The following is an 11,810-nucleotide window of genomic DNA, read 5'->3' on the forward strand; positions in this document are numbered from 1 at the left end:
GGGGTTTCGGGGCAAGAGAACGCCATTGGGTTGGCAGGGCATACGGATAGCCGGGATCTGATCGAATATCCGTACACGGCCACTGATCTGTGTTCGAATAGTACTACCCGTACGGGCGGTGTGGATCAGTGAGTGGGCGTCAGTTTCCGTACGCGCTCGGCATCACAGGTGCGCGGGCAGGTGACGCAGGTGTCCTCGGGGCGCAGCGTGTAGAAGAGGCAGCAGCTCGCCCGGTCGCGGGTGGGCAGCGATTCGCCGTTCGGCCCGGTCAGTTCACGGAAGCCCGCCGTGCCGACGTACGGCTTCGTGGTGCCCGGCAGGAGCGCCTCCAGCTCGGCCATCGCCCGCCGCTCCTCGCCGAGCAGATGGGCGATGTACCAGAGGCCCTCGACGACCTCGTCCGTCGCCATGCCCCACAGCGCCCGCTTGCCGCGCCGCATCCGTGGTCCGAAGCCGTCCAGCACCGGGCCGATGTGGTCGGCCACGGCGGCGAGCACCTCTGCCCGCAGCGCCGCCTCGTCGGAGACCACCCGGGCACCCGGCAGCCCGGCCGCCGGATCGTCCGGGAGGCAGGCGAATTCCCTTACGCGGAGGGTCAGATGGCCCAGGGTCCGCTGGAACGACACATCCTCGACGGGGACCCGGGGCACTCGCCGGTGCAGGAACCACGGCACCGTCACCAGCAGGCAGGCGGGCCAGGCGTACCGGTGCAGTCCGAAGCTTGCGACCACATCGGGGCGGGGCTGCTGCCCGTAGTCCCGCACCACCTGCTCGTGGTCCCAGGCGAGGAAGGCGTCGAGCGCGGCACCACCGGCGGCCAGCTCGTGCGCTCCCACCCAGCCGGAATCGCGGGGGGCGCTCTCGCCGTCCGTCAGCACCTCTGCGCGCAGCCCGGGGAAGACCTCGGCCAGGCGTGCGTACGCGCCCGTCACGGCGGACGCGGTGGTACCGGGAAGGAGAACGGGGGGTGTCATGCAGGGACCGCCGAATCGGGATCGTTTGCAGGTAAGCCTTACCTTACCCGAACGGATCGATGTTTGAACTGCGGCCCCCTGCGCCTATCGTGCACAGGGGCATGGCGCACGCGAGCCGCGCCCGCGGCAGGCCGAGGAGGTCCCAGTGGAGCAGCGCAGAGGGCGTGAGCAGGCACGGACGTCGCACACGTCCATCGCGTCCATGGCGACCCCGGCCTCCGTCCGGGTGCCCGAGCAGTCACGCGGCGATCAGGCTCGCGGTGAACAGGTACGCGGTGATGAGGCTCGCGGTGAACAGCCCCGCAGTGAGCAGGTGCGTGGCGAGCACACCCACAGCGGGCCGACCGCCCCGCGCCATGCGGTACGGCGTCACTCCGTGCGCGGCCAGATCCTGGACGCCCTGCGCGCCGCCCTGGTCGACGGTCAGCTCGTCCCCGGGCAGGTCTACTCCGCCCCCGTCCTCGGTGTCCGCTTCGGGGTCTCCGCGACCCCGGTGCGTGAGGCCATGCAGCAGTTGGCCATCGAGGGTGCCGTCGAGGTCGTACCGAACCGCGGCTTCCGGGTGTCCGAGCGGGGCCCGCGTGAGCTGGCCGAGCTGGCCGAGGTGCGGGCCCTGATCGAGGTCCCGGTCATGCTGCGACTGGCCCGCAGCGTCCCGCCCGCCCGCTGGTGCGCACTGCGCCCGCTGGCCGACGCCACCGTAGCGGCCGCGGCCGTGGGCGACCGGGCCGGCTACGCCGAGTCCGACCGGGTCTTCCACAGCGCGGTCCTCGCGCTCTGCGGCAACGAGCAGCTGGTGATGGTCGCAGACGATCTGCACCGCCGCTCCCAGTGGCCCCTGGGGAACAATCCCGTCACCCGCCGCGCCGACCTCCTGGCCGACGCCGCCGAACACACCGCCCTGCTCGACGCGCTCATCGCCAAGGACCTCGCCGTCGTGCAGTCGCTCGTACGGGAGCACTTCACCGGCGCCGAGGGCTGAACCGTGCGGCCCTGTCGGCCCGGCCGGCGGCCATGACGCCTGCTGCCGGGCCCTCTCAGTTCGCCCCGGCCGTCTCCGGGGGCGGCGGGTCCAGATGCGGGGCCAGCCACGTCGGTACGCCCCCGAGCAGCCGGAAGAGCCGGCCGGCCTCGGCGCGCAGCCGGGTCGCGGCCTCGGGCTCCGGCTCGGAGTCCGCCAGCGCGATGAGGGCCGGGGCCGTACCGATCAGATAGCCGAGCTCCTCCCTTATCCGCAGGCACTCGGCGAAGCCGTGCCGCGCCTCCGCCAGTTCGCCGTCGCGCAGGGCGAGCAGGGCGAGATGACGCCAGGTCGAGGAGAGCAGCAGCGCGTCGCCCTGGGCGGTGGCACCGGCGTGGGCCCTGCGGTACGCGGCGCGCGCGGCCTGCGGCGAGTCGGCGATGTTCTGCGCGATCAGGCCCCGGCGGAAGTCCAGCAGCGGGCGGCCCGGCGCGGACGGGGCGAGCAGTGCGGCGGCCCGGCTCAGGGCGACGCTGGCCTCGTCGGCCCGGTCACGTACTCCCAGAAGCGTCGACGCGTACGCCAGATGGCCGCGCTCACAGGCGGCCGCACCGCGTTCGGCGTCGTCCTGGGCCAGCGCCTCGGCGGTGCGCAAGGCGTCCTCGGCGTCGGTCCAGCCCTGCCCGGTGTACAGGCAGCGCTCGGTCAGCAGCGCGGTCCGCTGGAGGGCCGCCGCCGGATCGGTGGCGGCGTCCTGTTCGAGCAGCGCGGCGGCGTCCGTCCAGCAGGCGCGTGATCGCAGCCGCCATACCGCTGTCTGGAGCGGCGGATCGTCATCTGCTGTCGTTCCGGAACCAGACATGGCGGTATGCGCCACATTGCCCTCCCCGAGCACGCCATTGAGCTGTTGAGTCTGGCCGCATCTCAGCACGGAATGGCACGCCGGGCCAAGGGGTCGGGTCAATGTCAGGTGAAAGATTTCACAAACGACCGGACCCGCCCGGAGCCGTGGCAGGGCTTGGAAGTCAGCTCATACGCAGGGCGAGGAAGAAATCGAGCTTGTCCTCCAGGCGCGAAAGGTCACGCCCCGTCAACTGCTCGATTCGCCCGACCCGGTAGCGCAACGTGTTGACATGGAGATGGAGCCGGGACGCGCAGCGGGTCCAGGAACCGTCGCAGTCCAGGAACGCCTCCAGCGTCGGGATCAGCTCCGCGCGGTGGCGCCGGTCGTAGTCGCGCAGCGGGTCGAGCAGCCGTGCGGTGAACGCGCGGCGCACGTCGTCGGGGACGAACGGCAGCAGCAGGACGTGCGAGGCCAGTTCGTGGTGGCCGGCCGCGCAGACCCGGCCGGGGCGGGCCGCCGCCACCCGGCGGGCGTGCCGGGCCTCCTCCAGGGCGCCGCGCAGACCTTCGGGCGAGTGCACGGCCGCGCTGACACCCAGTGTCAGCCGGCCGTCGTCGGCGAGGCCCGCGGAGAGCGGTTCGCGGACGGCGGCGAGCAGCACATCGGCGTGGAGCGCGGGGTCCTGACCGGCGGACTCCCCGGCGTACGCCGCGTCGGCTTCGTCGGCCGGTACGGGCGCGGTGACGGCGGGCAGCGGTACGAGGGCGACGGCCTCGTCGCCCGTGTGGGCGACCGCGATCCGGTCCGCGGACTCGGGGCCCGCGACCGCGGGGTCGACGAGGATCTCCTCCAGCAGCGCCTGGGCGACCGGGCCGCCCGCGAGGGCGGAGCCGGAGCTTCCGGCCGGGCCGCCCGCCGCGGCGGAGCCCTCCGCGCCGCCCCACTCGACCCGCGCCACCACGACCTGCCAGTGCGGCGCGGTCCCGAGGCCCGGCAGCAGCACCGGGGCGGCGACCCGCAGCCTGGCCGCGATCTCGGCCGGCGCGGCACCCGTCTGGACCAGTTCCAGGACTTCCTGGGCGAGCCTGCGGCGTACCGTACGGGCCGCGTCGCGCCGGTCCCGTTCGACGGCGATCAGCTGGGTGACGCCCTGGAGCAGATCCAGCCGGGCGGGCGGCCAGTCGCTCGCGTCCGCCTCGACGGCGAGCAGCCAGTCGGAGAGCACCGACTCGCGCACGTCGCGGGAGGCGGGGACCGCGCCCCGCACGGCGTTGCGGATCGGGAAGAGCGAATACGTGATGCCCTCGACCGTGGCCCGGTGCGGGGCCCGGCGGCCGGTGCGGGTGGCGGCCAGATGGTGGCCGGCGAGCGCCGCGCCGACCGTTCCGGCCAGCGGTGCGTCACCGGCGCCCGCGATCTGCCGGCCGGTGGGGGAGAGCACCCAGGCGTGCAGGTCGAGGTCGGAGCCGAGCAGATCGAGGACCACCTCGGGGCCGCCGCCCGCCGGACCCGAGGTCATGAGCCTGCGGTGCCGGTCCACGACCGCCGCCAGATCACCCGCCCGCTCGCCGGACACCTGGCGCACCACATGTTCGGTGATCGTTGCGAACGCGACGGTCTCATGGACGGCGAAGAGCGGCAGGTGATGCCGCTCGCACGCCTCGATCAGATCGCCCGGGATCTCGCCGAGTTCCGCCTCGCCCGCCGCCAGCCCGGCGACCCCGGCGCCCGTGAGGATCCGTACGAACGGCTCCGAGTCCGCCGCGTCCCGGCGCCACGCCAGGCCGGTCAGTACCAGTTCGCCGCCGGTCAGATAGCGGCTCGGATCCCGCAGGTCGGTGGTCATGACGCCGCGGACGGACCGGTCGAGTTCGTCCTCGCCGCCGAGCAGCCGCAGGCCCAGCGCATCGGTTTCCAGCAGGGCGCGCAGCCGCATGTCGTTGCCGCCGATCTCTTTCGTTGGTGCGGGTGAAAACTGGGTATTGCGGTGAGGTTACTGAGCCCCGCCATTCGTTCGAATCTACAAGACGAGGACGGAGACCAGCCAACTCCTTCATGGTTTCGGTGACTGCACCGCGTGGAGTCCCGGTTGTGTACTGGGCCACACACCGCGTTAACAGCACATGAACGAGCCAATCGAGGGCCGGCCGTCCCCAGCCCCAGCGAACGACCCGATTGAGAAGAAGAGAGCCACTCATGGACTTCCTTCGCCCCGCCAGCTGGGAGGAGGCGCTCGCCGCCAAGGCCGAGCACCCGACGGCTGTGCCCATCGCGGGCGGCACCGATGTGATGGTCGAGATCAACTTCGACCACCGGCGGCCCGAGTACCTCCTGGACCTGAACCGCATCGGTGAGCTGTCCGAGTGGGAGGTGAGCCAGGAGAACGTGCGGCTCGGCGCCTCCGTGCCGTACAGCCACATCATGGAGCACCTGCGGGCCGAGCTGCCCGGTCTTGCGCTCGCCTCGCACACCGTCGCATCGCCGCAGATCCGCAATCGCGGCGGCGTCGGCGGGAACCTGGGCACCGCGTCGCCCGCCGGTGACGCGCACCCGGCGCTGCTCGCCGCTGGCGCCGAGGTCGAGGCCGAGTCCGTACGCGGCACGCGGATGATCCCGATCGACGCCTTCTACACCGGCGTCAAGCGCAACGCCCTCGAACCGGACGAGCTGATCCGGGCAGTGCACATCAAGAAGGCCGACGGGCCGCAGCAGTACTCCAAGGTCGGCACCCGCAACGCGATGGTCATCGCGGTCTGCGCCTTCGGCCTGGCCCTGCACCCCGAGACCCGCACGGTCCGTACGGGCATCGGCTCGGCCGCGCCCACGCCCGTACGGGCGAAGGCGGCCGAGGAATTCCTGAACGCCGCGCTCGAAGAGGGCGGGTTCTGGGACAGCCGCACGATCATCACACCGTCCATCGCCGCGCAGTTCGCCATGCTCGCCGCCGGCGCCTGCAACCCGATCGACGATGTGCGCGGCACCGCGAGCTATCGCAGGCACGCGGTGGGAATCATGGCCCGCCGCACCCTCGGCTGGACCTGGGAGTCGTACCGCGGCAACGGCCGCAGCACCGAAGGAGCTGCCTGATCATGCGCGTCAATTTCACGGTCAACGGCCGCAGGCACGAGGCGGACGACGTCTGGGAGGGCGAGTCCCTCCTCTATGTACTGCGCGAGCGGATGGGTCTGCCCGGCTCGAAGAACGCCTGCGAGCAGGGCGAGTGCGGGTCGTGCACGGTCCGGCTGGACGGTGTCCCGGTCTGCTCCTGTCTGGTCGCCGCGGGCCAGGTCGAGGGCCGCGAGGTCGTCACCGTAGAGGGCCTCGCCGACTTCGCCGCCCACCGCTCCGAGGCACACCCCGGTAGTGGCTGCGCCTCCGGCGCCTGCGGGACCGAGCTCGACAAGGCCCGCCGCTGGGAGGCGAAGCCGAGCGGTGAGCAGTCCCGGGACGCCGGTGAACTCTCCCCGATCCAGCAAGCGTTCATCGACGCCGGAGCCGTCCAGTGCGGCTTCTGCACCCCCGGTCTGCTGGTCGCCGCCGATGAGCTGCTGGAGCGCAACCCGGAGCCGTCCGACGCGGACATCCGCGAGGCACTCTCCGGCAACCTCTGCCGCTGCACCGGCTACGAGAAGATCCTCGACGCGGTCCGTCTCGCGGCCGCCCGCGCGGAAGAAACGGTCTGACGATGGGCGTTACCGGCAACCCCGCCAGCATCAACCAGGGCACCCGCACCAAGGGCGGGATCGGCGAGTCCACGCTGCGCCCCGACGGCATCCTGAAGGTCACCGGCGAGTTCGCGTACTCCTCCGACATGTGGCACGAGGACATGCTCTGGGGCCACACCCTGCGCTCCACGGTCGCGCACGCCGAGATCGTCTCGATCGACATCTCCCAGGCGCTCGCCACCCCCGGCGTCCACGCCGTACTCACCTACGAAGACCTGCCGACCTCGGTGAAGAACTACGGTCTGGAGATCCAGGACACCCCAGTCCTCGCCCACGGCAAGGTCCGTCACCACGGCGAACCGGTGGCGCTCGTCGCCGCCGACCACCCGGAGACGGCCCGCCGCGCCGCCGCCAAGATCAGGATCGACTACCGCGAGCTGCCCGTCGTCACCGACGAGGCCTCCGCCACCGCCCCCGGCGCGCCCCTCATCCACGAGGGCCGCGACGACCACCACGCGGGGCACGTAGCGCATCCCAACATCGTCCACCGCCAGCCCATCGTCCGCGGTGACGCGGACGCGGCGGCGGCCCGCGCCGATGTCATCGTGAGCGGCGAGTACGTCTTCGGCATGCAGGACCAGGCCTTCCTCGGCCCCGAGTCCGGTCTTGCCGTGCCCGCCGAGGACGGTGGTGTGGACCTGTACGTCGCCACCCAGTGGCTCCACTCCGACCTGCGCCAGATCGCCCCCGTCCTCGGCCTGCCCGAGGACAAGGTCCGCATGACGCTCTCCGGCGTCGGCGGTGCCTTCGGGGGCCGCGAGGACCTGTCGATGCAGATCCACGCCTGCCTGCTGGCGCTCCATACCGGCAAACCGGTCAAGATCGTCTACAACCGGTTCGAGTCCTTCTTCGGACACGTCCACCGCCACCCCGCCAAGCTGTGGTACGAGCACGGCGCCACCCGCGACGGCAAGCTCACCCACATGAAGTGCCGCATCGTGCTGGACGGCGGCGCCTACGCCTCCGCCTCCCCGGCCGTCGTCGGCAACGCCTCCTCGCTCTCCGTCGGCCCGTACGTCATCGACGACGTCGACATCGAGGCGATCGCGCTCTACACCAACAACCCGCCGTGCGGCGCCATGCGCGGCTTCGGCGCGGTCCAGGCATGCTTCGCCTACGAGGCGCAGATGGACAAGGTCGCCGCCGAACTGGGCATGGACCCCGTCGAGTTCAGGCAGCTCAACGCCATGGAGCAGGGCTCCCTCCTGCCGACCGGGCAGGTCGTCGACTCGCCCGCCCCGGTCGCCGAGCTGCTGCGCCGGGTCAAGGCCAGGCCGCTGCCGCCCGAGCGCCAGTGGGAGGTGGCCGGCGAGCCGGCCGATGTACGGGCCCTGCCCGGCGGACTGTCCAACACCACCCACGGCGAAGGCGTCGTACGCGGCATCGGCTACGCGGTCGGCCTCAAGAACGTCGGCTTCTCCGAGGGCTTCGACGACTACTCCACCGCCCGGGTGCGCATGGAGGTCATCGGAGGGGAACCCGTCGCGACCGTCCACACCGCCATGGCGGAGGTCGGGCAGGGCGGTGTCACCGTCCACGCCCAGATCGCCCGCACCGAACTCGGCGTCGCCCAGGTCACCATCCACCCGGCCGACACCCGGGTCGGCTCGGCCGGCTCCACCTCCGCCTCCCGCCAGACATACGTCACCGGCGGCGCCGTGAAGCACTCCTGCGAGGCCGTCCGCGAGAAGGTCCTGGAGATCGGCCGCCGCAAGTTCGGTACGTACCACCCGGCCTGGGCCACCGCCGAACTGCTCCTGGAGGGCGGCAAGGTCGTCACCGACGGCGGCGAGGTGCTCGCCGATCTGGTCGACGTACTGGAGGACGAGGCGGTCGACATCGAGCTGGAGTGGCGCCACCGGCCCACCGAGGCGTTCGACCTGCGCACCGGACAGGGCAACGGCCACGTCCAGTACTCCTTCGCCGCCCACCGGGCGGTCGTCGAGGTCGACACCGAACTCGGCCTGGTCAAGGTCATCGAACTGGCCTGCGCCCAGGACGTCGGCAAGGCCCTCAACCCGCTCTCCGTCGAAGGGCAGATCCAGGGCGGCACCACCCAGGGACTGGGCGTCGCCGTCATGGAGGAGATCATCGTCGACCCGAAGACCGCGAAGGTACGCAATCCGTCCTTCACGGACTATCTGATCCCCACCATCCTCGACACGCCGACCATCCCGGTCGATGTGCTCGAACTCGCCGACGACCACGCCCCGTACGGGCTCCGCGGCGTCGGCGAGGCCCCCACCCTGTCGTCCACCCCGGCCGTCCTCGCGGCGATCCGGAACGCGACGGGCCTGGAGCTCAACAGGACCCCGGTGCGCCCCGAGCACCTCACCGGCACCTGAGACCGGGCTGCCTCCCCAACTCTCCGGGCGGTGCGTGCCTCCCAGGAACGTCACACTTCCGCTGCCCGCACCGCCCGGAGTATGCAACACCTCGCACATCACGCGTCACGTTCCACTCAGCATGAACAGTTCGCCTCGGGCCGTCCCCCGGGTCGTGCAGCCAGCACAGTCATCCCAAATCCCGCATATCGATTCTTCATCGCGGGTGCCCCTGTGAACCTTGGGAGTCAGGCATCATGACCCAGCAGTCAGTGGAGCCCAGGACCAGTGCGAAGGACGTGGGCCCGGGCTCGCGCGTCCCCGCCGGAAGGTCCTGGCTCGACCGTTACTTCCACATCTCCGACCGTGGCACCACCGTCACACGCGAAGTGCGCGGCGGCATCACCACCTTCATGGCGATGTGTTACATCCTTCTGCTCAACCCGCTCCTGCTGTCCGGGCCGGACGTGGCGGGCCACCGCCTCAGCCACGCCGGGCTGATCACGGCGACCGCGCTCGCCGCGGCCGTATCCACCCTGCTTATGGGCTTCATCGGCAAGGTGCCCCTCGCCCTCGCCGCGGGACTCTCCGTCTCCGGCGTCCTCGCCACCCAGGTGGCACCCCATATGACCTGGCCGCAGGCCATGGGCATGTGTGTGATGTACGGCGCGGTGATCGTGCTGCTGGTCGTCACCGGGCTGCGCGAGATCATCATGAACGCGATACCGCTGGCCCTGAAACACGGCGTCACCATCGGCATCGGCCTGTTCATCGCCCTGATCGGACTGGTCAACGCCGGCTTCGTCGGCAAGGGCGCCCCGGTCACGCTCGGTGCGGGCGGGCAGCTGACCGGCTGGCCCGTACTGCTCTTCTGCGTCACGCTGCTGCTCATCTTCATGCTCCAGGCCCGCAATGTGCCCGGCGCGATCCTGATCGGCATCGTCGTCGGCACGATCCTCGCCGTCGTCGTCAACGCGGTCGGCGACATCAGCCCCAAGGCCTGGGGCGGCAGCGCACCCGAACTGCAGGGCAGCGCCGTCTCGATGCCCGACTTCGGGCTCTTCGGCCATGTCGAGTTCGGCGGCTGGGGCGACATCGGCGTCATGACGGTCGGTATGATCGTCTTCACCCTGGTGCTGGCCGGCTTCTTCGACGCGATGGCGACCATCATCGGCGTCGGTACGGAGGCCGGGCTCGCCGACAGCAGGGGCCGGATGCCGGGCCTGTCCAAGGCGCTGTTCATCGACGGCGCGGGCGGGGCGATCGGCGGGGTCTCCGGAGCCTCCGGCCAGACCGTCTTCATCGAGTCGGCGACCGGCGTCGGCGAGGGGGCCCGCACGGGCCTGTCCTCCGTCGTCACCGGGGTGCTCTTCGCCGCCGGACTGTTCTTCACCCCGCTCGCCCAGATCGTGCCGGGGCCGATAGCCGCCGCCGCGCTGGTCGTCATCGGTGCGATGATGATGCAGAACGCCCGCCATGTCGACTGGAGCGACCGCTCCGTCGCGGTGCCGGTCTTCCTGACCGTGGCCCTGATGCCGTTCACGTACTCCATCACCGCCGGTGTCGGCGCCGGAGTGATCTCCTTCGCCGCGATCAAGGCGGCGCAGGGCAGACTCCGTGAGGTCGGCGCCTTCATGTGGGTGCTGACCGCCGTGTTCGTCGTGTACTTCGCGCTCAGCCCGATCGAGAGCTGGATCGGCGCCGAATAGGAAAGGCCCCAGGGCCTTTCCGCCCCTCCGCACCCCCGTAGCAGAAGGAGAAACGCCATGCTGGACATCGCCGAAGAGCTCCACCGGTGGGTCGAGCAGGGACGTGACTTCGCCGTGGCCACCGTCGTGGCCGTCGGCGGCAGCGCGCCCCGGCAGCCGGGAGCCGCCCTCGCCGTCGACCGCGAGGGCACGGCGATCGGCTCGGTCTCCGGCGGGTGTGTGGAGGGCGCGGTGTACGAACTGTGCGAGCAGGCGCTGGACGACGGCGCCACCGTGCGCGAACGGTTCGGCTACAGCGACGAGGACGCCTTCGCGGTCGGGCTGACCTGCGGCGGCGTCATCGACATCCTGGTGACACCGGTCCGTGCGGACGATCCCGCACGGGCGGTGTTCGCCGCCGCGATCGCCGCCGCCGCACGGGGGGAGGCGGCGGCGGTCGCCAGAATCACCGAAGGGCCCGCCGAACTCCTCGGCCGCCCCCTGCTCGTCCACCCGGACGGCTCGTGCGAGGGCGGGCTCGGCGGCCACCCGGAGCTCGACCGCACCGCGGCGGCCGATGCCCGCGCCATGCTGGACGCGGGTCGCACCGGCTCCGTCACCATCGGCGCCGAGGGCTCGCGCTGCGGGCAACCGCTCACCCTGCTCGTCGAATCGAGCGTCCCGCCGCCCCGGATGATCGTCTTCGGGGCCATCGACTTCGCCTCCGCGCTGGTCCGGGCGGGGAAGTTCCTCGGCTACCACGTGACCCTGTGCGATGCCCGTCCCGTCTTCGCCACGAAGGCCCGTTTCCCGGAGGCCGACGAACTGGTCGTCGACTGGCCGCACCGCTATCTCGCGACGACCGGTGTCGACGCGCGCACCGTGCTGTGCGTCCTCACCCACGACGCCAAGTTCGATGTCCCGCTCCTGGAACTGGCGTTGAGGCTGCCGGTGGCGTACGTCGGAGCGATGGGCTCGCGCCGCACCCATCTGGACCGCAACGACCGGCTGCGCGCGGTCGGCGTCACCGAACTCGAACTGGCCCGGCTGCACTCGCCCATCGGCCTCGACCTCGGCGCACGCACGCCCGAGGAGACGGCCCTCTCCATCGCCGCCGAGATCGTCGCCGACCGGCGCGGCGGCAGCGGCGTACCGCTCACCGGGGCGCACACCCCGATCCACCACGAGGGCGGCAGGCCGCCGACCGAAATGATCACATCCGTGGCCTGAACCGTCCGGCGAACCATGCGGGTCCGAGGGCGGAATACCGCCACGGCGGCTTCACGCCAGGTGT

At 71.5% G+C, this 11,810-nt stretch carries 9 protein-coding genes; 6 read left to right on the forward strand and 3 right to left on the reverse strand.

The annotated features are described in order from the left end of the window. Nucleotides 1-125 precede the first annotated feature (125 nt). On the reverse strand, nt 126-974 hold the full coding sequence (locus OG507_RS33765) for a (2Fe-2S)-binding protein (RefSeq protein WP_327370894.1): 849 nt from the start codon (nt 972-974) through the stop codon (nt 126-128). A gap of 145 nt (nt 975-1,119) precedes the next feature. Between OG507_RS33765 and OG507_RS33770 the strand changes: the two genes are divergently transcribed. After that, nucleotides 1,120-1,956, forward strand: a complete 837-nt coding sequence (locus tag OG507_RS33770; RefSeq protein ID WP_327370895.1) for a GntR family transcriptional regulator — start codon at nt 1,120-1,122, stop codon at nt 1,954-1,956. 55 nt (nt 1,957-2,011) lie between these two features. Here OG507_RS33770 and OG507_RS33775 read toward each other — a convergent pair whose 3' ends face one another. Together OG507_RS33775 and OG507_RS33780 are read right to left on the reverse strand one after the other, a co-directional pair. Then, the gene (locus OG507_RS33775) at nt 2,012-2,797 is read right to left on the reverse strand and encodes a hypothetical protein (RefSeq protein WP_327370896.1); all 786 of its coding nucleotides are present in this window, start codon (nt 2,795-2,797) and stop codon (nt 2,012-2,014) included. Between the two features lie 163 nt (nt 2,798-2,960). Then, nucleotides 2,961-4,715, reverse strand: a complete 1,755-nt coding sequence (locus tag OG507_RS33780; RefSeq protein ID WP_327370897.1) for a PucR family transcriptional regulator — start codon at nt 4,713-4,715, stop codon at nt 2,961-2,963. 260 nt (nt 4,716-4,975) lie between these two features. Here OG507_RS33780 and OG507_RS33785 point away from each other — a divergent pair, with 260 nt between their 5' ends. The 5 genes from OG507_RS33785 (at nt 4,976) to OG507_RS33805 (ending at nt 11,746) form a co-directional block, all read left to right on the forward strand. Further along, on the forward strand, nt 4,976-5,866 hold the full coding sequence (locus tag OG507_RS33785) for an FAD binding domain-containing protein (RefSeq protein WP_327370898.1): 891 nt from the start codon (nt 4,976-4,978) through the stop codon (nt 5,864-5,866). A gap of 2 nt (nt 5,867-5,868) precedes the next feature. After that, complete coding sequence (locus tag OG507_RS33790; RefSeq protein WP_327370899.1) at nt 5,869-6,462, forward strand: (2Fe-2S)-binding protein; 594 nt, start codon at nt 5,869-5,871, stop codon at nt 6,460-6,462. Nucleotides 6,463-6,464: 2 nt separating this feature from the next. Further along, complete coding sequence (locus OG507_RS33795) at nt 6,465-8,849, forward strand: xanthine dehydrogenase family protein molybdopterin-binding subunit (protein WP_327370900.1); 2,385 nt, start codon at nt 6,465-6,467, stop codon at nt 8,847-8,849. Between the two features lie 236 nt (nt 8,850-9,085). Then, nucleotides 9,086-10,537: an NCS2 family permease gene (locus OG507_RS33800; protein ID WP_327370901.1), complete on the forward strand. Its 1,452-nt coding sequence runs from the start codon at nt 9,086-9,088 to the stop codon at nt 10,535-10,537. Nucleotides 10,538-10,594: 57 nt separating this feature from the next. Continuing rightward, nucleotides 10,595-11,746: an XdhC family protein gene (locus OG507_RS33805; protein ID WP_327370902.1), complete on the forward strand. Its 1,152-nt coding sequence runs from the start codon at nt 10,595-10,597 to the stop codon at nt 11,744-11,746. The last annotated feature ends 64 nt before the right edge of the window (nt 11,747-11,810 follow it).

Origin of the sequence: Streptomyces sp. NBC_01217 (assembly GCF_035994185.1) — a bacterium.
Classification (GTDB): Bacteria; Actinomycetota; Actinomycetes; order Streptomycetales; family Streptomycetaceae; genus Streptomyces.

Excerpts from the sequence above, each read along its gene's own strand:
- OG507_RS33765 (WP_327370894.1), bottom strand. The coding sequence starts at position 974 with ATGACACCCCCCGTTCTCCTTCCCGGTACCACCGCGTCCGCCGTGACG.
- OG507_RS33775 (WP_327370896.1), bottom strand. The coding sequence starts at position 2,797 with ATGTCTGGTTCCGGAACGACAGCAGATGACGATCCGCCGCTCCAGACA.
- OG507_RS33780 (WP_327370897.1), bottom strand. The coding sequence starts at position 4,715 with ATGCGGCTGCGCGCCCTGCTGGAAACCGATGCGCTGGGCCTGCGGCTG.
- OG507_RS33785 (WP_327370898.1), top strand. The coding sequence starts at position 4,976 with ATGGACTTCCTTCGCCCCGCCAGCTGGGAGGAGGCGCTCGCCGCCAAG.
- OG507_RS33790 (WP_327370899.1), top strand. The coding sequence starts at position 5,869 with ATGCGCGTCAATTTCACGGTCAACGGCCGCAGGCACGAGGCGGACGAC.
- OG507_RS33795 (WP_327370900.1), top strand. The coding sequence starts at position 6,465 with ATGGGCGTTACCGGCAACCCCGCCAGCATCAACCAGGGCACCCGCACC.
- OG507_RS33800 (WP_327370901.1), top strand. The coding sequence starts at position 9,086 with ATGACCCAGCAGTCAGTGGAGCCCAGGACCAGTGCGAAGGACGTGGGC.
- OG507_RS33805 (WP_327370902.1), top strand. The coding sequence starts at position 10,595 with ATGCTGGACATCGCCGAAGAGCTCCACCGGTGGGTCGAGCAGGGACGT.